The organism is Marinobacter salinus (assembly GCF_001854125.1).
GTDB classification, from domain to species: Bacteria; Pseudomonadota; Gammaproteobacteria; order Pseudomonadales; family Oleiphilaceae; genus Marinobacter; species Marinobacter salinus.
The window spans coordinates 3987461-4009334 of sequence record NZ_CP017715.1 but is presented as its reverse complement, the minus strand read 5'-3'; the positions used below and the strand labels follow the sequence as shown (position 1 = coordinate 4009334).

Below are 21874 nucleotides of genomic sequence, written 5' to 3'. Positions count from 1 at the left end.
CCGTTAAGCACAAAAAAAGCAGGACAGACTTATGAGCTTACCATCACAAAAACTTGGCAAACTTGACCGCATGGAGACCGCCAGCATCGACGAGCTCCGCCATGAGCAGTTGCAGCGTCTGCGCTGGAGCGTCGTCCATGCTTATACCAACGTGCCTTTCTATCGGAACGCCTTTGATCAAATCGGCCTGAAGCCGATGGACATCAACTCGCTGGAAGACCTGGCCAAAATTCCCTTCACAACCAAGGGGGATCTGCGGGACAACTATCCGTTCGGCATGTTTGCCACTCCGATGGATCAGGTAGTCCGGGTTCACGCGTCCAGCGGCACCACCGGCAAGCCCACCGTTGTCGGCTATACCCAGGGCGATATCAACACCTGGGCCGACATTGTTGCCCGCTCCATTCGGGCCGGTGGCGGCTCCCGGGGAGACAAGGTCCACGTGTCCTATGGCTATGGCCTGTTTACCGGCGGGCTTGGTGCTCACTACGGTGCCGAACGCCTCGGCTGCACGGTGATTCCCATGTCGGGTGGCCAGACTGAAAAGCAGGTTCAGCTGATCAATGACTTCCAGCCCGACATTATCATGGTAACCCCGTCCTACATGCTCAATATTGCTGACGAGATGGAAAGGCAGGGTATCGACCCTCACAAGCTGCCGCTCCGCCTCGGGATTTTCGGTGCCGAACCCTGGACCAACAGCATGCGCACCGAGCTGGAAGAGCGCCTGGGCATTCAGGCTCTGGACATCTACGGCCTCTCTGAAGTCATGGGGCCGGGTGTCGGTATGGAATGCATCGAGACCAAAGACGGCCCTACCATCTGGGAAGACCATTTCTATCCCGAGATCATTGACCCGAATACCGGCGAAGTGCTGCCCGACGGAGAGTATGGGGAGCTGGTCTTCACGTCACTCACCAAAGTGGCCTTGCCGATCATGCGTTACCGCACGCGCGATCTGACCCGTTTGCTGCCGGGAACCGCCCGCCCCATGCGCCGCATCGACAAGATCACCGGCCGCAGCGATGACATGCTCATTATCCGGGGCGTCAACGTATTCCCGAGCCAGATCGAAGAGCAGGTGCTCAAGTGTGAAGCACTGGCACCTCACTACGAGATTGAGGTCTACAAAGAAGGCAACCTGGACTGCGTCGACATTCGCGCGGAGCTCAAGCCGGAAGCCTCCGACAGTGAGGAAAACCGGGCCGCGGCTGCCAAAGAGCTCGCCCATCACATTAAATCCTATATCGGGATCAGCACCCGTATAGAGATTGTTGAGTCTAACCGTCTTGCTCGCTCGGAAGGCAAAGCAAAAAGGGTCTTCGACCGCCGCAAGCAGTAATGGCGAACCGGGTCTTGGCACAGTCGGTCAGTTTTCCGGTTGTGCCTCCCTTTCCGGTCTAACGAATTCGTTTTATTTTTTCATTTCCTTATTCCAGTTACTTTAATAATCATTCCTGGAATTATTTTTTACATTTTATATCAACATGATGCGGTCATCAGAACAACGCCTGAAGCCGAACATGACACACAAAGACATTTCTTGATATTTATTCAGTATCATATACTATGAGTAATATAGCCCTTCAGTATTTTCTGAGGGCATCGCTGTTCACGGAACAAGAGAACAACAAGCCCGAACCGGAGGTATTGTATGTACGCCCAGCTCGTTGAAACCGGCGCAAAACGCCTTAAGACACTGGAAGAGATGTCGCCTGAAGAGCGCGCTTTCCAGGAAAAGGTCGACGCCGAGACCAAGATCGAACCCAAAAACTGGATGCCGGAAGGCTACCGGAAGACGCTGGTGCGTCAGATATCCCAGCACGCTCACTCTGAAGTGGTTGGCATGCTCCCGGAAGGTAACTGGGTTACCCGGGCCCCCACCCTTAAGCGCAAGCTCCAGTTGATGGCCAAGATCCAGGACGAAGCAGGCCACGGCCTGTACCTATACAGTGCCATGGAAACCCTCGGTGCAGACCGCGACGAAGAGATCGAGAAACTGCATCAGGGCAAGGCCAAGTATTCCAGCATCTTCAACTACCCGACCCTGAACTGGGCCGATATGGGTGCTGTTGGCTGGCTGGTAGATGGCGCTGCAATCGTCAACCAGGTTGTGCTTCAGCGTACTTCCTATGGCCCCTACTCCCGCGCCATGGTCCGGATCTGTAAGGAAGAGAGCTTCCACCAGCGCCAGGGTTACCAGATTCTGCTGGACATGATGCGCGAAGGTACCGATGAGCAAAAAGAAATGGTGCAGGACGCCATCAACCGTCTGTGGTGGCCGGCCCTGATGATGTTCGGCCCGCACGATGACGAGTCCCCGAACTCACAGCAGTCCATGGCCTGGAAGATCAAGCGCAAGAGCAACGACGAACTGCGCCAGATGTTTATTGACCAGACAATTCCGCAGCTTGAATTCCTGGGATGCACTGCGCCGGACCCGGACCTGAAATGGAACGAAGAAACCGGCCACTACGATTTCGGTGAAATCAACTGGCAGGAATTCTATGACGTGCTCAAGGGCAATGGCCCTTGCAACCGCGAGCGCATCAATACTCGCAAGAAAGCAATTGACGAGGGCGCATGGGTCCGCGAAGCGGCCGTCGCCTATGCCAAAAAACAAAAGCAGCGCGCACAAGCCGCTTGATACCGGAGGATTACAACATGTCTGAATGGCGCCTTTATGAAGTCTTTGTGCGGTCCAAGCACGGCTTGAACCACAAACATGTGGGCAGCGTGCATGCCTCTGACGCTGAGATGGCCATGGAAAACGCCCGTGACCTATACACACGCCGAAACGAAGGTGTGAGCATCTGGGTTGTACCCTCCGATACCATCACGGCTTCCGCATCCGACGAAAAAGAAGTTCTCTTCGACCCGTCGGAAGATAAAGTTTACCGGCATGCTTCCTTCTACAAGCTGCCCGATGAAGTCGGACACATGTAAGGAGCGGTTCCAATGACACAAGCAGAAGCATTAAAGGAATACCTGCTGCGCCTGGCAGATTCTGACATGATCCTGGGCCAGCGCCTGTGCGAGCTGTGCGGCAAGGCCCCGGCAGTCGAGGAAGAAATGGCGCTGATGAATGTTGCCCTCGACCTCGTCGGCCAGGCCCGCAACTGGTACGAGTACGCAGCCGAGCTGATTAATGATGGCCGGGATGCAGACAAGCTGGCCTTTCGCCGTGATGCCCACGACTATCGCAACCTGCTCCTGACCGAGCAGCCGAACGAAGACTATGCGGTCACCATGGGCCGCCAGTTCTTTTACGATGTCTGGCACTACTTCACGCTCAAGAGCCTGACCGAAGCCAGCGACGAACGCATCGCAGGTGTTGCGGCCAAGGCGCTGAAGGAAGTCACTTATCATCTGCGCCGTTCATCGGAGTGGGTGAAGCGCCTGGGCGACGGTACGGACGAGAGCCACCGCCGCATGCAGGATGCTGTCGACATTCTCTGGCGCTTTACCGGGGAACTGATCACCCCGGACGAAACTGATCGCCTCATGGCCGAGGCCGGTATCGGCCCGGATCCTGAGCAGCTCAGGAATGACTGGCGTGGCATGGTCAATGAAGTGCTCACCCAGGCCACCCTGACACCGGGCGCAGAAGACGCCTGGATGTATATGGGCGGCAAGCACGGCGAACACACCGAACATCTCGGTTTCATTCTGGCGGAAATGCAGTTTCTGCAGAGGGCCTATCCCGATGCCACAACATGGTGAGTCAGACAGCCGGTCAGCAGTAGATATCCTGATCGCCAGTGACCGGGTGCCAGCCAACGCTCGCCCCGATTTGCTGACAGAACAGGATATCTGGGCAATTCTTGACAAGGTCAAGGATCCGGAGGTACCGGCGGTAAGCGTCGTGGAGCTCGGTATTGTCCGAGCAGTTCGATGGGATGGAAAAGAGTTGTCCATCGATGTCACACCGACTTACTCCGGCTGCCCTGCCACTGAACTGATTGAAGAGCTGATTGCCGAGGCCCTGCGAGCCGCAGGGTTCCGGGATCCGAAAATCAATCAGGTGCTGACCCCTGCCTGGACCACCGACTGGATCACAGACGAAGGCAAAGAGAAGCTTCGGGCATTCGGAATCGCACCGCCCCAGGGCAGCTCCAGCAAGATGAGTCTGCTTGGCGAACCTGAAGTGATCACCTGCCCCCATTGTGGCAGCGAAGACACCGAGCGGGTCAGCGAATTCGGATCCACCGCCTGCAAAGCCCTTTATCGTTGCAAGGAATGCCTCGAGCCCTTCGACTATTTCAAATGCATCTAGAGCCGATACGATCATGAACAAATTCTACTCACTGACCCTCAAAGAGGTCAGACCTGAAACAAGAAACGCCGTATCACTTGCTTTCGACGTGCCGGAAGATCTGGCAGACAAGTTCCATTACCAGCAGGGCCAGCACCTGATCGTGCGGACCAAGCTGGATGGCGAGGAAGTTCGTCGCTCCTACTCGATCTGCCGAAGCGTCAACGATCAGGAACTGCGCATCGCGGTCAAGAAGGTTGCCGGCGGCCGGTTCTCCACGTTTGCCAATGAGCAACTAAAGCCGGGCCAGACGCTGGAAGTCATGCCGCCCCAGGGCCACTTCTCCGTCGACCTGGATCCCGAGCGCGAAGGTAATTACCTCGCGGTCGCCGCAGGCAGTGGCATCACCCCGATCCTGTCGATCGTCAAGACCACCCTGGAAACCGAGCCCAAGAGCGAGGTAACGCTGTTTTATGGCAACAAGGCCACCAGCAGCACCATGTTCCGGGATGAACTTCAGGATCTGAAGAACGAATACATGTCCCGGCTGAACCTGGTGTACATCTTCACCCGGGAAGACCAAGACATTGACCTCTATAACGGGCGGATTGACCACGACAAGTGTGATGCCCTGTTCGACCATTGGATCAACGCCAAAGAGCTTACGGCGGCCTTCATCTGCGGTCCACAATTAATGACAGAAGACGTGCGGGACTCACTGCTTCGCCACGGTCTGGACAAAAGCAAGATCCACTACGAGCTGTTTACGCCGGTCGGTGGTGCGCCCCAGGCCCGTAAAGACCGGGCGCCGTCAAAAGTGGATCCACAATCCATCAGTGAAGTAACGGTGATTGCCGACGGTCGCTCCCTGACCTTCCCGCTGGTTCGTGATACCAAGAGCATTCTTGAGGCCGGCAACGAGGAAGGCGCGGACCTGCCCTACTCCTGTAAGGCTGGCGTCTGTTCCACCTGTCGCGCCAAGGTTGTCGAAGGCGAGGTGGAAATGGACCAGAACTTTGCCCTCGAAGATTACGAGGTAGAGGCTGGCTACGTGCTTTCCTGCCAGTGCTACCCGATCAGCGACAAGGTGGTTCTCGACTACGACGAGATGTAAGCCGTTTCCCCAACAACCGAACAATATGACTCGACAAAGGCAAGTTCTGCAGAAGCAGGACTTGCCTTGACGTTTTCAGAAACGAACGGAGTTTCCAATGTCAGTCCTTAAGAGTTTCATCGCCGGCCAGTGGGTCGGTGAGAAAGCCGCCAAGGCTTTGCCCAGCGCCGTCAATGGCGACATCGTGGCCCACACTCACGACGATACCCTGGATTTCAGGGAAGCCGTCCAATACGGCCGCAAGGTCGGCGGCAAGAGCCTGATGGCCATGGATTTCCAGGAACGCGCCCTGGCCCTGAAAGCGATGGCAATGTACCTTCAGGAGCACAAGAAAGAGCTCTATGCCCTGTCCATGCACACAGGTTCAACCAAAGGTGACAACGGAATCGATATCGATGGCGGTTTCGGCACCCTGTTTTCCTATGCAAGCATGGGCCGCCGGGAGCTCCCCTCCGGCAATGTGCTCCACGAAGGACCCGTGATACCTCTGGGTAAGAACAATCATTTCGCAGGCACTCACATTATGGTGCCCCGCGGTGGTGTAGCCGTACACATCGATGCCTACAACTTCCCGGTCTGGGGCATGCTGGAGAAATTCGCACCCACGTTCCTCGCGGGTATGCCCTCCATTGTGAAGCCAGCCACCTCCACCTGCTACGTTACCGAACTGGCGGTGCGGCTGATGCAGGAATCCGGCGCCTTGCCTGAGGGCAGCCTGCAGCTGATCATCGGCAGCACCGGCGATCTGTTCGATCACCTGGAAGAACAGGACGTGGTGACCTTCACCGGCTCGGCGGCGACCGCCCGCAAGCTCAAGAACCATCCGAACATCATCAACCGTTCGATTCCGTTCAACGCCGAGGCTGATTCACTGAACAGTGCCATTCTGGCGCCGGACGTCACCCCGGAGCACGAAGAATTCGACATCTTCGTGAAGGAAATACGCCGCGAAATGACCGCCAAGGCCGGTCAGAAGTGTACCGCCATTCGTCGTATCCTGGTGCCGAAAGATCAGGTAAACGCGGTCTGCGACAAGCTGAAAGAGCAGCTCTCCAAGGTCACCGTGGGCGATCCTGCAGTAGAAGGCGTTCGGATGGGCGCCCTGGCTTCCGTCGACCAGCTGGAAGATGTCAAAGCCAATATCCAGGAACTGTTCAAGACCAGTGAACTTGTTGTCGGTGGCGAAGGCAACTTCAAACCCACCGGCGACGGCACTGAGAAAGGCGCCTTCATCGAGCCGCACCTGCTGCTGTGCCGGAACCCTGAAAATGGCTGTGGCGCCCACGATATCGAGGCATTTGGTCCGGTCGCGACCGTTATTCCCTACGACACTATTGAAGATGCGCTGGAGCTGTCTGCCAAGGGCCGTGGCTCGCTGGTCACCACTCTGACTACCCGCGACCCTGCCATCGCGGCCAGGATCGTACCCGCACTGGCGGCCTACCATGGCCGCCTGCACCTGCTGAACGCCGAAGCCGCCAAAGAGTCGACTGGCCATGGTTCGCCACTGCCAATGCTCAAACATGGTGGCCCGGGTCGTGCCGGCGGTGGTGAGGAACTGGGTGGTATCCGCGCAGTTCACCATTACCTGCAACGTACCTCGATCCAGGGCTCTCCCACGATGCTGGCTGCCGTTACCGGTGAATACGTCCGTGGCGCCGAGCTGATCGAATACGAAGTACATCCGTTCCGCCGGCATTTCGAGGATCTGCAGATCAACGAATCGCTGCTGACGCACCGCCGCACTGTGACCGAGGCTGACATTGTAAACTTCGGTTGCCTGTCCGGTGATCACTTCTACATGCATTTTGATGACATCGCGGCGCGGGAATCGCAGTTTGGCAAGCGCATTGCGCACGGATACTTCGTGCTCTCGGCAGCGGCCGGCCTGTTCGTGTCTCCGGGTGAAGGCCCGGTACTGGCGAACTACGGCCTGGACACCCTGCGCTTCATCGAACCCGTAGCGCCGGGCGACACCATCCGTGCCCGCCTGACGTGTAAACGCAAGATTGATCAGGGTCGGACATCACCAGACGGACACCCCCAGGGTGTGGTTGTCTGGGATGTTCAGGTTCACAACCAGAACGACGAAATGGTTGCGAGCTACGACATCCTGACGCTGGTTGCCAAGAAGCCCCAGTAAATCGGGGCTTCATCCGGCTAACGTTTGTCTTGGACCCCAAACGTTAGCCGGAGGCACAAAAAAAGGCAGGTGATGAACCTGCCTTTTTTTGTGCCTCCGGAAACCTGTCGGGTTACATGCCCAGATACGCCTCCCGGACTTTCTCGTTACTCAAAAGCTCCTTGCCGGTTCCCTCAATGACCACCCGACCGGTTTCCAGGACGTAGCCCCGATCCGCCAGGGCCAAGGCCTGGGAAGCATTCTGCTCGACCAGAAAGATGGTAATACCCTCTTTTTTGAGCTCTTTCACGATGTTGAAAATCTCTTCGATGATCAGTGGCGCAAGCCCCATGCTGGGCTCATCGAGCAGCAACAAGCGGGGACGGGCCATCAGCGCACGCCCCATGGCCAGCATCTGCTGCTGGCCGCCGGAAAGCTCACCGGCCAGGTTATGACGCTTCTGCCGAAGGATCGGAAACTTGCCGTACATCCGTTCCAGATCCGCCGTGACTTCCGGGCTTCGGCCGCGGGTGTAAGCGCCCAACAAAAGGTTGTCATGGACACTCAGGTCCTTGAAGACCTGACGCCCTTCCGGCACCTGGACAATACCTTGCCCAACACGCTGGTCAGCACCCACTTTGGCCAGATCTTTCCCGTCAAACATCACGCTGCCACGATCCACCGACTGCAAGCCGGAGATGGTCATCAACAAGGTCGACTTGCCGGCGCCGTTGGCACCAACCAGCGATACAATCTCACCGCTGTTGATCTTGATATCCACATCATGAAGCACTTCAATCTGACCGTACGAGGTAACCAGGCCTTTCACCGAGAGCAGTTCCTGCTTCTCATGCGGCGCAGTAACGCGCTCCTCGTGCTGCAGGCCAAGACCGCCAAAACGTTCCGGGGTATAACTGATGATCTCATGACGAAGTTCCCGGAACTCGTCACGGACCCGTTCACCGAACAGAGGATCATTCTCCACATCCCTGGATTCAATGATCTTTTCCCAGTCGTCCTCGCTGAACAGTTCACGAGCCCTGGGAATTACCACACCTTCTTCCTTGCGGATATGCTTGCGCAAGGCTTCGGTAAAGCGTGCCAGTCCGTGGCTGAACTCTTCACGCCCTTCCGGCCACTTTTCCATACAGACTTTAAGCAGCTGACGCAGTTCATTAATTTTTGCGTCGCCAATCTCGTAGCCTTTGGAGAGTTTCTCAAGAAGCGGCACGGATTCCAGAGACCTTTCTCCCAACAGCCGGTACAGCACAATTTCTGTAGGCTGACTATGCACCCGACGGGCAAAATGCTGAATGTAATTGAAAATGGTGGTGAGCAGCTTCTCGTCCGGACGTTGCTCATTAATGTTCATGTCATGCAGCAGCTGATCCAGAAGATCAAGAGTCCGCCAGAGCGCCTGATGCTCCTGCACGATGGTTCCGATGGCCTGCTGACTGCGTGACTGGGCAGGCGCAATTTCCGTGTGTTGCTGTGTCATTCGAATTGCCTCCTGTTCAGCCACCCAGATAGGCAGCAATAACGTCTGGATTCTGACGAATTTCCGCCGGGGTACCTTCAGCCAGTACACGACCGTAATTAAGAACCAGAAGCCGGTCTGAAATGCCCATCACCAGCTTCATGTCATGTTCCACCAGCATGACGGTGGTTCCCTCGTCAGCAATTTTTCTGATTAATTGCTCAAGGGCTGCCGTCTCGGTCGCATTCAGGCCGGCGGCGGGCTCATCCAGAAGGATAATCTTCGGGTCAGCGGCCAGTGCGCGCGCGATCTCAAGACGCTTGAGGGCGCCATAGGACATTGCCGAGGCTTCGGTATCCAGATAGTCACCACAGCCGACGTACTCCATCAGCTCTGCCGCCCGCTGTCGGGCATTGTCCTCATCCCGGCGCAGTGCCGGCAAGCGGAACAGGGTCGTAAACAGACTGCTTTTGAGCTTGAGGTGACGACCGAGCATGACGTTTTCAATGGCCGTCATGTTCATGCAAATCTGCATTTGCTGGAACGTACGACACATTCCGCGCTCGGCCAGTTGATTGGGCTCAAGATCGGAAGTGCTTTCACCGTTGAGCCGGATCTCCCCCTTTGTCGGGGTATAGAGGCCGGTAATCAGATTGAACAAGGTCGTCTTGCCGGCACCGTTCGGACCGATAACAGAATAGACCTGCCCGGCATCAACTGAAAAACTGACCCCTTCAACCGCATGCACCCCTCCGAAGGCCTTGTCGAGGGCTTTTACTTCGACCAGTGCGCTCATGATGCACCCCCTGCCTTCTTTTCAAGCTTCTTTTCAAACTTCTTTGAGACAACCGCAGTTAACGTGGGCAACAGTCCCTTGGGCATGAAAATCATCGTGAGCATGAGGATTGCACCGAACATGACGGTTTCCAGCTCCTGGAAGTCCGCCAGCACCTGCGGCAACAACTTCAGAACAACCGCGCCCAGAATTACGCCAAAGGTAGACCCCATACCGCCCAAAACAACCATTGTGATAAGTACGATCGAGAATTCGAAGCTTGCCACGGCGGGAGTGATAAAACCCTGAAAATGGGCGTACAGGCTGCCCATGAGACTGGCATAAACGGCAGAGATTACGAACACCAGGCTTTTGTACTTTGCTGTATCCACACCGACGACCCGTGCGGCCACTTCCGACCCATGCACCGAACGCAGGGCCCGACCGATGGGCGACTCAATAAGGTTCTGGGCAAACCACACCGCCAGCAGCAGGATCAGGCTGGCAAAGAGGTACCAGGCCAGAAAGCCTTCGATCTCCAGACCAAACAATGAATACTGCCCGAACGAGCTCAATTCCCAGCCGAACAGATCAAGAGCAGGCACTGGCATGCCGTCGGGGCCGCCCGTGATGGCACGCTCGTTATTCAGGATAATGGCGATAATGAAGCCCACCGCCAGCGTTGCCATAGACAGGTAATGACCTTTCAGGCGCAGAATGGGGCGCCCGACAACCCAGGCGATAAACCCGACAACAATCGCACCGACTATCAATGCTGGTACCGCAGGCCAGCCATAGGTTCCGGTCATGATGCCGGTGAAGTAGGCTCCCAGACCGAAAAAGCCCGCATGCCCCAGACTGATCTGACCGGCAAAACCGACCAGCAGATTCAGGCCGACCACCGTGGCAGCGATGATTGCCATCTGTGTTGCCAGATCATAATGGAAGGGGTTGCTGAGAAACGCCGGCAGACAGAGCAGGATGATCGCGAGGACAATCAGCCCCCGGAGACGCAACTGCAAAAAACGGTTCAACATCAGACACGCTCCACGACTTTGGCACCGAACAACCCGCGAGGCAGGAAGAAAAGCACCAGCAGAATCATGGAGAAGGCCACCGCATCCTTGTAGTCGGAGGACAGATAACCCGCCGCCATGGCCTCAACCACTCCGAGAGCGAGTCCGCCAACAACCGCACCGACACCGCTGCCCAGGCCACCAATAGCTGCCGCAACAAAGCCTTTAAGGCCAAGGATGATACCAATGTCATAGGAAGTGAACGTGATAGGGGCAACAACGATTCCGGCAACGGAGCCCAGCAACGCAGACACCATAAACGCAAGCATCAGCACCATCTGGGTCCGGATGCCAACCAGGCGGGCAGCTTCCTTGTTCATTGACGTCGCGAGGATGGCCTTACCAATCAGCGTCCGGGTAAAGAACAGCACCAAACCAACCACAAGCACAGCCCCAATACCAAGAACCCACAGACTTTGGCTGTTCAGAACCGCTCCGAACACCTGAATAGGTTCATCACTGCTGAAATTCGCCATGACATGGTATTCCTTGCCCCAGATTAACTGGGCCAGGCCACGGATAAAAATAGAAGCGCCGATGGTGATAATAATGAGCGTCACCACGTCAGCCTGCTTCGCAGGTGCGATGGCAAACCGTTGCAGGGCAATACCCAGTATGCCGGCCAGCAGAACCGCAAGAACAACCGCCAGAATCATGGGCACGCCCATGGAAGTCAAAGATACCGTTGCCATGCCACCAATCATCAGGAACTCGCCCTGGGCGAAGTTGATGACGTGACTGGCGTTATAGATGAGGGTAAAGCCGAGGGCAATCAATGCGTAGGTTGCACCGATAGTGATCCCGGTAAAGAGGTACTGCAAGAATTCTGAGAACATAGCCTTGATTCCGGTCGAACACCAACCGGCTGACTGCGCACCCTCTCAGGGGCGAGCAGTCAGCCAGCGGAGAGACAAGTTACAGATAGGATCAGTCGATCAGCTTCCATTCTCCGTTCTGGACTTCCAGAATACGGAAAGAGTCAGCATCGAGGCCGTTATGGTCTTCTGGAGACATGTTGAACTCGCCAGTCACGCCAACGTAGCCACTGATGCTTTCCAGAGCGTTGCGAACGGCTTCCGGATCGGTGCTACCAGCAGCTTCAATAGCCCGGACTGCCAGCATCAGGCCGTCATAGGCATAGGCACCAAATGTCGACACTTTGGAGTCCCAGCGTGCTTCATACTCAGCTTTGTAGTTCTGGACAACCTCTTTTTGCGGATCAGACTCTGGCAGAGAATCCGGCACCAGAAGAGGTGAAGCCGGCAGGCGCAGACCTTCGGCCGAATCTCCGGCCAGTTCCAGGAAGCTGTCAGAGGCAACACCGTGAGACTGGTAGAACGGCAGGTCAATTCCCAACTGATTGTAGTTGCGGGTAACAATGGCCGGTCCCTGACCGAAGCCAAAGTTGAGCACAGCCTGAACACCATCGGTATTACGGATATTGGTCAGCTGAGCAGTCATGTCGGTATCGGAGCCGCTGTAAGTCTCGTCGGCCACAATTTCGACACCCATCATTTCAGCAACTTCGAGTGTCTGGGCACGGCCAGAGCTACCAAAACCGCCGGTTCCGGAAATCAGACCCACTTTGGTCAGACCACGGGCCTTCATATCACCCAGAACACGCTCAGCGGCCATACGGTCAGTTTGCGGAGTTTTGAAAACCCACTTCTTCACCGGTGTGGTGATAACCACTGCGCCGGCGAGTGAAATGAAAGGTACGCCCGCTTGTTCCACCAGCGGAACAGCGGCCATTGTTGCCCCTGTGGTGCTCCCGCCTACGATAATGTCAACCTGGTCAGAGCGAAGCAGACGGCTCGCAAAGTTGCGTGCTGATGAAGCGTTGCCTACGTCATCGTAGTGAATCAGTTCCAGTTGACGCCCCAAAACACCACCCTCTTCGTTGATCTTCTCAACATACATCTGAAGGGTTTTCAGCTCGGGATCACCGAGAAACGAGGCCGGCCCTGTCACGGACAGGAAGGAGCCGATTTTGATTGGTTCCGCTGCCTGGGCGCTCATCATCATGAGACCAGCCGCAGCAACAGCTGCGCATTTTCCTGCGCGACGCATCATTTTGCTAAGCATTGTTTTTGTTCTCCCGAGTTGTATGGGGCCTGAGCAACCCCCGTCTTAATCTCTCAGAAATAAGACAGCGACCTTATGTTTAGAAAGCTCTTCCGTGTCACAAACATCAGATCACCTTGCTTTCCCTGATCGCTCCCCAGCCGTTAAAGCCACGTAAGAGCATATCAGAGCCTTCGCTTTCCGGCATTAATTCGATACCGTTGACGAATATCAATTGAAGTTATTGTATCATAAAGTCAGTGTCAACTAATTTTGGAGGCACCCGAAAGTCCCCTTTCAAGTAAAGTCGACCTTCGGCGAAGCCGCCAGTTTCGACGCTTATGGACGGCGAGCTTTACCTTAACGGACAGAACCGCATAATAACCGGCAGACGAAATTTTCATTTCCATGAATCCGATACCAAAATCATGTCAGCAAAGACCCAGTTAGATAACCTTGTAAAAGAGTTCAAGAAAAAGCGGCCACTCCGGGCGGGCTCGCTCATCATTACTGTTTATGGTGACGCCATAGCGCCAAGAGGCGGGACAGTCTGGCTCGGGAGCCTGATGAAATTGCTTGAACCCATGGGGATCAGCCAGCGCCTGATCAGAACATCGGTCTACAGACTGGTCCAGGAAACCTGGCTGCAAACGGAGCGTATCGGCCGGTGCAGCTATTACAGCCTGACCGGCCCCGGCCTCCGCCGCTTCCAGCAGGCCTTTCAGCATGTTTACAGCATCACCAACGAAGAATGGAGTGGGAGCTGGTGCCTGGTCTTTTTGAACCAGCTCAGTCCGGAAATGAAGCAAAAGGTCCGCGAAGAACTGAAGTGGCTAAGTTTCGGGAGCATGGCTCCGGGAGTAATGGAACATCCCCGCTATACCCGTCATCAGTTGATCCCCATGCTTCAGGAGTGGGGCGCACTGGATGACACCATTGTGATGCAGACCCAACCTCTGGAGCAGAAAAGTCCCAGAGCCCTCAGGCTTCAGGTACGGGAAAGCTGGAATCTGGACGAACTGGCGTTCCGGTACCGGCGTTTTCTGGAACAGTTCAGGCCCTTATGGCGGGAACTGCAGTCAAATGACAACCTGACCCCGCAGGAGTGCCTCCTCGCCAGAATTTTGCTGATCCATGAATATCGGAAGATTCTCCTTAGAGACCCGCAACTGCCTGATGAGTTGTTGCCGGGTGACTGGGAAGGCCGAAGCGCCAAACAGCTATGCCGAAACCTGTATCGGAAAATCTACGCACGGGCAGAACAGTGGCTGGATGAAAATCTGGAAAACGCGTCCGGCCCCCTGCCCAGCCCGAACGAGTCGTTTTACAAGCGTTTTGGTGGGCTAAGGGATACACCCCAGGCCGGACAACTGACTCCCAATGGATCCATTGTCGGGTAGCGCCCCCGATGTAGCGGAAAAGAGAGAGGGGTCGGCTAACCAAATACCCTCCTCTCTTTTTCATCGAGCAGGACAGCTTGTATACCTGTTTTAATTGGGCAGGGTCGGCACACCCATAAAGTACGGGTAACCAGGTTCTCTCTGGAAAACAGGCTTTGAAAGCGCTTCTTGCGATGCAGATGCTTCGGAATGAGGTGGTGACGAGTAAGTCGTGCGACAGGTCGTTCACACAGTTCACAGTTGTCGGGCTGGGGTGGGAGCTTCAGCATACAGAACTCGCGGAGCAGGCGCTGACACCGGCCCCGCGCGGATCAGGTATCAGTGCATCAGAGTATAAAGTTTACGCCGATAAGTGCGAACATCCGGGTTGCTGTTACCCAGCTTGTCGAACAACTCAATCAGCGTGGTCTTGGCAACCTCATCCTTGTACTTGCTATCGACCTGCATCAGTCGAATTAACAGGTCCATGGCCTGAGCATTGTTCTCCTGCAATACGTGATGCAGCGCCAACTGGTGCAACGCGTTGGGATCTTTCGGATCCTGCTCCAGGGCCATCTCAAGATCTTTGACCGGGGGCAACTCGGCAGACTGCTTCAGGAATTTCAGCCGGGCCGCCAACTGCTTGGCCTGATGCTGCATTCTCTCTTCCGGCGGCAGACTGGCAAGGACCTGTTCCGCGGTGTCCAGATCACCCATTTCCGCTTTCAGTTGAGCCAGGTCTATCAGGACCTTCAGGTTTTCAGGGTCTTTCTGGTTCATCTCGGCCAGAATCGTCAGAGCACCATCCACGTCGCCTTCTTCCCAAAGGCGATGGGCTTTCTCATACGGATCTTCCTCAGGTGCCTCAATGTGCTGGTCCAGCACCTTGCGAATTTCACCTTCTGGCAACGCACTGTTGAAGCCATCTACCGCTTGCCCGTCCTTGACCAGGATGACCGTCGGAAGACTGCGCACACCCAGACTTGAAGTCAGCTGTTGCTGTTCATCGGCATTGACCTTCGCCAGCAAGAAGGCGCCCTGATATTCATTCACCAGTTTTTCCAGAATGGGCATCAACTGTTTGCAGGGGGCACACCAGTCCGCCCAGACATCCACCAGGATCGGCGTACTGGCTGACGCCTCCATCACCTGCTGCTGGAAGTTTTCCATGGTGGCTTCAAATACGTAGGGAGAATCGCTCATGCATGGCACCTGCAAAGTCGAATGAATCGTCGTGATTGCCAGAAACATGGGGGCAGACAGAAGAAAATCAAGCATCTACCCGGATCCCTGCTGAACAACGGCGAGATCCTTGAAATACCCGTAACTGCCGTTACATAGGCTATTAAGCGTTAGATCGGATACAGCTCAGGTTCGTATCCAGACCATACCACAACCGTTCCGGATGGATACCTCACTGCATGAATGATGAAAACCACAACGACTCAATCGAAGGATTCGAAGAGGACGTGACCGAGTACATCGGCAAGGACGAACACAGCAAGAGCCTCGCCCTGCCCCAGCAGATGATGCCAAGGCGGATGTATGTGCTGCCGGTAACCAATCGCCCGTTTTTCCCGGCCCAGGTTCAGCCCATCATGGTGAATCAGAATCCTTGGCAGGAGACCCTCAAGCGGGTCGGCGAAACGGATCACCGGGTGCTCGGCATCTGCTTCGTGGATGAGCATGAAGCCGAACAGGGCATTCCTGACAGCGAGGAACTGGAGACCATGGGTTGCGCGGTCCGGGTTCATCATGCCCAGCCGGAAGGGGGTAAGGTTCAGTTCATTGCCCAAGGCCTTCAGCGCTTTCGCATTGTCCAGTGGCTGCGCCGGAAACCACCCTACCTGGTTGAGGTGGAATACCCGGACGAGCCGGAGGAAGACGCCGATGAACTAAAGGCCTATACCCTTGCAATAATAAGCTCCATCAAGGAGCTGCTGCGCACCAATCCGTTGTACGGCGAAGAGGTCAAACAGTATCTGTCCCGTTTCGGGCCGGACGACAGCTCGCCGCTGGCTGATTTTGGTGCCTCCATGACCAGCGCACCAGGCCCTGAATTGCAGGATGTGATTAATACAGTACCTCTGCTGCGGCGCATGGAAAAAGTGCTCCTGCTCATGCGCAAAGAGCAGGAAGTAGCGCGCCTGCAGTCCGAAATCAGCGAAGAGGTGAACGCCAAGGTTCAGAAGCACCAGCGAGAATTCTTTCTGAAGGAACAGCTGAAGGTCATACAGCGTGAGCTCGGTATGGCCAAGGACGATAAAACTGCGGATGCGGAGCGGTTTGCAGAACGCATGGCCAAACTGCACCCGCCCGAACAGGTGCAGGAACGTTTTGACGATGAACTGCAGAAACTGCAGGTTCTGGAGCAGGGGTCGCCGGAATATGGCGTGACCCGCAATTATCTGGACTGGCTGACCCAGGTACCCTGGGGCACCCACTCAGAGGACCACTTTGACCTGGCCGAAGCACGCCGCATTCTTGACCGGGACCATGACGGCCTTGATGACGTAAAAGACCGTATTGTGGAGTTTTTGGCCGAAGGAACCTTCAAGGGCGAAGTCAGTGGGTCCATTCTTCTGCTGGTCGGCCCCCCGGGCGTAGGCAAGACTTCGATTGGCCATTCCGTGGCGGATGCGCTGGGCCGAAAATTCTATCGCTTCAGTGTCGGCGGCATGCGGGATGAAGCCGAGATCAAGGGGCACCGACGCACTTACATCGGCGCCATGCCCGGCAAATTTGTGCAGGCACTGAAGGATTCGAAAGTCGAAAACCCCGTGATCATGCTCGACGAGATCGACAAAATCGGTGCTTCCTTCCAGGGCGACCCCGCGTCGGCACTCCTGGAGACGCTGGACCCTGAACAGAACCGCGAATTTCTGGATCACTACCTGGATGTGCGCATGGATTTGTCCAAGGTTCTGTTCATCTGCACCGCAAACCAGCTGGACACCATTCCCCGGCCATTGCTGGACCGGATGGACGTGATTCGCCTGTCCGGCTACATCGCGGAAGAAAAGCTGGCAATTGCCAAGCATTACCTGCTGCCACGCCTGCTCAAGAGGGCCGGCCTGCTCAAGAAACAGCTCAATATCAGCGACGCCGCCATCAAGCAGGTCATTGAAGGCTATGCCCGTGAGGCCGGAGTCCGCAACCTCGAAAAGCTGCTTCACAAGATCATCCGAAAGGGCATCGTGAAGCTGCTCGAAACTCCGGACAAGCCGGTGAAGGTGGGGGCCCCGGACCTTGCCACTTACCTGGGCCAACCCGCATTCCGCAAGGAGAAATCCCTGAAGGGGATCGGCGTGGTTACTGGCCTGGCCTGGACCGCCATGGGCGGCGCCACCCTGAGCATCGAGGCCTCACGGATTCACAGCACCCAACGGGGGTTCAAGTTAACCGGCCAGCTCGGCGACGTCATGAAAGAATCGGCCGAGATCGCCTACAGCTATGTATCCTCCAACCTGAAGCGATTCAAGGGTGACCCGACCTTCTTCGACAAGTCCTTCGTACACCTCCATGTCCCGGAAGGTGCCACACCCAAGGATGGCCCGAGCGCCGGCGTCACCATGGCGACTGCGCTCCTTTCCATCGCCAGGAAGGAGCCACCCCAACAGAATCTTGCGATGACCGGGGAACTGACCCTGACAGGCCAGGTGCTGCCCGTCGGGGGCATTCGGGAAAAAGTCATCGCCGCCCGCCGGCAGAAAATCAGCAACCTGATTCTTCCCGACGCTAACCGGGGCGACTACGAAGAGCTTCCCGACTACCTGAAGGAGGGCCTGACCGTAAACTTTGCCAGACATTACAATGATGTATTCCAGGTCTGCTTTGGAAATAAACCGCGCAAGGGGTCAAGCGTCCACTGATAAACTGGTCTAACCAGTGGGCGGTCAACTTGACGCTCACTGGACCGCTGTCTTTACTCGATGTGTAGCAGTGATCAAAAAGTAACCGGTCGGCAGCTTCCAGATTGCCGACTTCCTACTCGTTGATAAAGAGAGCGGAAAAAACAATGAACAAGGAAGCCTCAATACTGTGTATTGCCGCAAGCCTGGCCATAGCACCTTACGCCCATAGCCAATCCGACGACACATTGAAAAAACTTGGCAACTTCCAAACTACCGGAAAGGCAGAATTCACTGTCATTGACCAGAAAAGCGACAGCGCTGATGCCATAAGGAATACCCTGAAAAAAATCCAGTTGCCGAAAGGCTTTGAAATCAGCCTTTATGCCCTGGTTCCCGACGCCCGCCACATGGCAGTGGGTCCGCAGGGTGTCGTCACCTTCGTGGGGACCCGCAAGACTGAGGTCTGGGCGGTCACCGATCGCGACAAGGACCGGGTGGCAGACGATGTCAAAAACTTCGCACCCTCCGTGGCCAAGGCGGTACCCAATGGCCCCTGCTTCTCCCCCGACGGTGTGCTTTACATCGCGGAACAAAACCGCGTATTAGCCTACCCGGCTGCGGAATTCTTCTATGAAGGCGGCGATGTAGTGGCCGAGCAAGTGGTCCCCGGAGGTGAGCTGATCCCGGATCAGTTTGTCAGTTACAACCATACCGCGCGGGTCTGCGACATCGGTCCTGACAACAAGCTCTACATCTCTCTGGGACAACCCTACAACGTCACCCCACATGAGCACCTTGATGAGTTCAGCGAGTTGGGCATCGGCGGCATCATCCGGATGAATCGGGACGGCACCGGAAGGGAGGTATACACCCGGGGTGTCCGGAATTCGGTTGGTCAGGATTTCAACCCCAATACCGGCGAATTGTGGTTCACTGACAACCAGGTGGATGGCATGGGTGACGATATCCCGCCGGGCGAAATCAACCGCCAGACCGCGATGGGTCAACACTTTGGCTTCCCTTGGTATGGTGGTGGCGATGTTCGTACCAACGAATACAAGGGTGAGGAAGTGCCCGTCGATGTGGTGTTCCCGGTATCGGAAACCGTTGCCCACGCTGCGGACCTGGGGATGATGTTCTACACCGGAAAGATGTTCCCGAAAGCCTATCAGGGCGGAATATTCTCGGCCCAGCACGGGTCCTGGAACCGGACTGTACCCATCGGCGCACGAGTGATGTTCACGCCAGTGGATGCGGAGGGCAACATCGCCGGCGAGACCGTTCCGTTTGCTGAAGGTTGGCTCGATGAAAACGGCGAATACCTCGGCCGCCCTGTCGACGTAGCCCAACTCAAGGATGGCTCACTGCTGGTGTCCGATGATCTGGCTGGCGCCGTCTACCGGATCGCTTACACCGGCTCCGGTTCCTGAGCTACCCCCAACAACTGCCCCAGTGCCGGAGAGCCTTGAGCTCTCCGGCCAATCGGAGAAACCGTATGTCCAGAAAGGCCAAAGCTGCTCTGTCGGCCGCACTGACAGTGTTGCTTATGATCCTTCCTTCCCTGGCACTTCCGGCAGATCCTGTCGCGGGCCGAAAACTCGCAGGCCAGTGTAAAACCTGCCACGGCCTGGATGGTATTGCCAAAATTCCGATCGCCCCGAACCTGGCCGGTGAAAGCCAGATCTATATTCAGAATCAGCTTAAAGCGTTCCGAAGCGGAAAACGGCAGCATGAGATGATGACCGTGGTAGCCAGAGACCTGACCGATCAGCAGATAGCCGACGTGGCAGCATGGTACGAATCCATCGAAGTCACCGCAAAGCTACCGGAGTAAGGCAACAACTCTCCGGCACTGACTCAGGATTTGGAGTCTGCCTTCCAGCCATCTTCCCGAAGGACCGGCCCCACGTGGAGGACGGGGGAGGCATCAATATTATCAGCGTCCATCATATTGGCCACCCGCTGAAGCGAGGCCAGGATCATGGTCTGCTCCCATTCGTGCAGGCTCTGGTACTTCTTGATGAAATCCTCCTGAAGAGGATTAGGCGCTCTCGCCAGGATTTCAGCGCCTTCTTCAGTCAGGTGCGCATGGACTTTGCGCTTGTCCTGGGTACTCCGGACCCGGTAAACCAGCTTCCGGTGTTCCAGCCGGTCCAGGATCGTGGTCACCGTAGCCTGACTGAGACTGACCTTGTCAGCGATGGTGCCAATGGTGACCTCACCGAGGTCACGAATCGTCCGCATAATCAACAACTGAGGTCCTGTCAGCCCGGCATGCTTGCTGAGGCGCTTGGAGTGGAGATCCGTCGCCCGAATCACCCGCCGGAGCGCCACAAGTACTTGATCATAATTAGTCACGTCATTGCTCCGAACAAGGTCCACTGCCCCCTGTTGATCAGGATCGGAGGCATTGGGAAGTTTTGAATATGTACCCTTGGTACTCGCCATCGGCTTAAGCCTCACTCCAACGATGTCTTTGTTGCCCTTTCAAGCTCAACAAATTTATTTATACCACTAACTATTAGAGGTCTTTGCACCATAAATTGCAAGCAACCACTTCGAACTGACTAAGCGCGGCCCGCCCAACTTCGGCTGCCAGGGACATTTTTTCCAGCAGGCACTGTGCTAAGGTCAGCATCTTCCCGAAATCCTGCATAAACGGAAGCAGCTCAAATGATCATGCGATACGTTCACCGCTTCGTACCTGAACTACTAATACCCCGGAATCAATCGGGCCGTCTTGTCCGGCGAAGGGGAACCCTGCCCGGAATTATTGCCGTTGTCGCACTGGCTTTTATGGTGAGCGGGGCAGCTCAGGCGCAAAGTTCGGGATCCACGGCATCCCAGCGCAAAGACGTCACCTCGGACGACGTTGCCGCAGCGCTCGCCGACCTGGAAGAGCCCATGTACACGCCCTTCATCGAGTTATACCTGCTTGAGGAAAGCAAGGCGCTGCGCAAAGAGATGCAGAATACCCGTGCAGAACTGATCGAAAAGGTGGTCGACAAAGAACTGTCGGTTGCTGACAAGACCATGTCGTACGCAACCGATACGGTTACCTACTTCTTTTACCTGATAGCGGGCGCCACCTCCATTCTCGTCGTAATCGGCTGGAACTCGATTCGCGATATGCGGAACCAGCTGACCAGCCTGGCAGAGAAACGGGTGAACGAACTGGTCGTCGTCTATGAAAACCGGCTCGCGTCGATTGAGGAGCAGTTGCAGCAGAAATCCGACATCATCCATCAGAACCAGGCCGAGATTGAACGCACTAATGAGGTGCATTCGCTCTGGCTTAAAGCAAGCCAGGAGACCTCCCAGCAAAACAAGATTGCTGCGTATGACCAGATTCTCGACCTCCGCCCGGACGATGTTGAAGCACTCAGTTACAAGGCGGACGCGGTTCTGGAAATGCAGGAACCCCTCTGGGCCATCAGCCTGTGTCAGCGGGCACTCAAGCTGGGACAGGATAATGGCCACGCCCACTACCAGCTGGCCTGCGCCTACGCGGAGATCGGGCGCTGGGAAGACGCGGTTGCCACGTTACAAAAAGCCATCGACATTTCAGAAGCATACCGTGACGATGCTTCGGTTGACGTCAGTTTCGAACAGTTGCGTGAACACGAAAGCTTCCGCACACTGGTGTTTCCGGACCAGGATGAGAGCACGGATGCGTGACAGGTCTCAGACCGGCACAGGCTTTGCTAGCAGGCTACGTTGTTTGTATCGACAGGCATCAATCAAGACCTGCTCTGCAT

General features: G+C 55.9%; 19 protein-coding genes and 1 pseudogene. 12 read left to right on the top strand and 8 right to left on the bottom strand.

What is annotated here, in order from left to right:
* The first annotated feature begins 31 nt into the window (after nt 1-31).
* The 7 genes from paaK (at nt 32) to paaZ (ending at nt 7512) form a co-directional block, all read left to right on the top strand.
* On the top strand, nt 32-1342 hold the full coding sequence (paaK, locus tag BKP64_RS18470) for a phenylacetate--CoA ligase PaaK (protein WP_070973280.1): 1311 nt from the start codon (nt 32-34) through the stop codon (nt 1340-1342).
* 312 nt (nt 1343-1654) lie between these two features.
* Nucleotides 1655-2647: a 1,2-phenylacetyl-CoA epoxidase subunit PaaA gene (gene paaA, locus BKP64_RS18465; protein ID WP_070973278.1), complete on the top strand. Its 993-nt coding sequence runs from the start codon at nt 1655-1657 to the stop codon at nt 2645-2647.
* A 17-nt stretch (nt 2648-2664) separates the two neighbouring features.
* Nucleotides 2665-2946 carry a 1,2-phenylacetyl-CoA epoxidase subunit PaaB gene (paaB, locus tag BKP64_RS18460; RefSeq protein ID WP_070973276.1) on the top strand — a complete coding sequence of 94 codons (282 nt, stop codon included), beginning with the start codon at nt 2665-2667 and terminating at the stop codon, nt 2944-2946.
* A 12-nt stretch (nt 2947-2958) separates the two neighbouring features.
* On the top strand, nt 2959-3723 hold the full coding sequence (paaC, locus tag BKP64_RS18455) for a 1,2-phenylacetyl-CoA epoxidase subunit PaaC (RefSeq protein ID WP_070973274.1): 765 nt from the start codon (nt 2959-2961) through the stop codon (nt 3721-3723).
* Nucleotides 3707-4276: a 1,2-phenylacetyl-CoA epoxidase subunit PaaD gene (paaD, locus tag BKP64_RS18450; protein ID WP_070973272.1), complete on the top strand. Its 570-nt coding sequence runs from the start codon at nt 3707-3709 to the stop codon at nt 4274-4276. Before paaC ends, paaD begins: the two co-directional genes overlap by 17 nt.
* A gap of 13 nt (nt 4277-4289) precedes the next feature.
* Nucleotides 4290-5369: a 1,2-phenylacetyl-CoA epoxidase subunit PaaE gene (paaE, locus tag BKP64_RS18445; RefSeq protein ID WP_070973270.1), complete on the top strand. Its 1080-nt coding sequence runs from the start codon at nt 4290-4292 to the stop codon at nt 5367-5369.
* A 97-nt stretch (nt 5370-5466) separates the two neighbouring features.
* Nucleotides 5467-7512, top strand: a complete 2046-nt coding sequence (paaZ, locus tag BKP64_RS18440; protein WP_070973268.1) for a phenylacetic acid degradation bifunctional protein PaaZ — start codon at nt 5467-5469, stop codon at nt 7510-7512.
* Between the two features lie 112 nt (nt 7513-7624).
* Here paaZ and BKP64_RS19595 read toward each other — a convergent pair whose 3' ends face one another.
* The 6 genes and pseudogenes from BKP64_RS19595 to BKP64_RS18415 form a co-directional block, all read right to left on the bottom strand.
* The gene (locus tag BKP64_RS19595; protein ID WP_070973780.1) at nt 7625-8329 is read right to left on the bottom strand and encodes an ABC transporter ATP-binding protein; all 705 of its coding nucleotides are present in this window, start codon (nt 8327-8329) and stop codon (nt 7625-7627) included.
* Between the two features lie 210 nt (nt 8330-8539).
* Nucleotides 8540-8989: pseudogene (locus BKP64_RS19590) on the bottom strand (hemerythrin domain-containing protein); the annotation flags it as partial.
* 16 nt (nt 8990-9005) lie between these two features.
* Complete coding sequence (locus BKP64_RS18430) at nt 9006-9764, bottom strand: ABC transporter ATP-binding protein (RefSeq protein ID WP_070973266.1); 759 nt, start codon at nt 9762-9764, stop codon at nt 9006-9008.
* Nucleotides 9761-10780, bottom strand: coding sequence for a branched-chain amino acid ABC transporter permease (locus BKP64_RS18425; RefSeq protein ID WP_070973265.1), 1020 nt, complete (start codon nt 10778-10780; stop codon nt 9761-9763). The genes BKP64_RS18430 and BKP64_RS18425 overlap by 4 nt, the downstream gene beginning before the upstream one ends.
* A complete protein-coding gene (locus BKP64_RS18420; RefSeq protein WP_070973263.1) occupies nt 10780-11655 on the bottom strand; it encodes a branched-chain amino acid ABC transporter permease in 876 nt (291 codons plus the stop codon). Before BKP64_RS18420 ends, BKP64_RS18425 begins: the two co-directional genes overlap by 1 nt.
* A 91-nt stretch (nt 11656-11746) precedes the next feature.
* Complete coding sequence (locus tag BKP64_RS18415) at nt 11747-12904, bottom strand: ABC transporter substrate-binding protein (protein ID WP_070973261.1); 1158 nt, start codon at nt 12902-12904, stop codon at nt 11747-11749.
* Nucleotides 12905-13311: 407 nt separating this feature from the next.
* On the opposite strand from BKP64_RS18415, the gene paaX reads away from it, so the two are divergent.
* Nucleotides 13312-14283, top strand: coding sequence for a phenylacetic acid degradation operon negative regulatory protein PaaX (paaX, locus tag BKP64_RS18410; protein ID WP_070973779.1), 972 nt, complete (start codon nt 13312-13314; stop codon nt 14281-14283).
* A gap of 318 nt (nt 14284-14601) precedes the next feature.
* On the opposite strand, the gene BKP64_RS18405 is transcribed toward paaX, so the two are convergent.
* Nucleotides 14602-15465, bottom strand: a complete 864-nt coding sequence (locus tag BKP64_RS18405) for a thioredoxin family protein (protein WP_070973778.1) — start codon at nt 15463-15465, stop codon at nt 14602-14604.
* A gap of 218 nt (nt 15466-15683) precedes the next feature.
* Here BKP64_RS18405 and lon point away from each other — a divergent pair, with 218 nt between their 5' ends.
* From lon to BKP64_RS18390, 3 genes are all read left to right on the top strand, one after another.
* Entirely contained in the window at nt 15684-18134 is a 2451-nt protein-coding gene (gene lon, locus BKP64_RS18400) for an endopeptidase La (RefSeq protein ID WP_070973259.1), read from the top strand.
* Between the two features lie 146 nt (nt 18135-18280).
* A complete protein-coding gene (locus BKP64_RS18395) occupies nt 18281-19546 on the top strand; it encodes a PQQ-dependent sugar dehydrogenase (protein WP_070973258.1) in 1266 nt (421 codons plus the stop codon).
* Nucleotides 19547-19611: 65 nt separating this feature from the next.
* Nucleotides 19612-19950, top strand: a complete 339-nt coding sequence (locus BKP64_RS18390; protein ID WP_070973256.1) for a c-type cytochrome — start codon at nt 19612-19614, stop codon at nt 19948-19950.
* A gap of 23 nt (nt 19951-19973) precedes the next feature.
* On the opposite strand, the gene BKP64_RS18385 is transcribed toward BKP64_RS18390, so the two are convergent.
* A complete protein-coding gene (locus BKP64_RS18385; RefSeq protein ID WP_070973777.1) occupies nt 19974-20474 on the bottom strand; it encodes a MarR family winged helix-turn-helix transcriptional regulator in 501 nt (166 codons plus the stop codon).
* 315 nt (nt 20475-20789) lie between these two features.
* On the opposite strand from BKP64_RS18385, the gene BKP64_RS18380 reads away from it, so the two are divergent.
* On the top strand, nt 20790-21794 hold the full coding sequence (locus BKP64_RS18380) for a tetratricopeptide repeat protein (protein WP_227515461.1): 1005 nt from the start codon (nt 20790-20792) through the stop codon (nt 21792-21794).
* Nucleotides 21795-21874 lie beyond the last annotated feature (80 nt).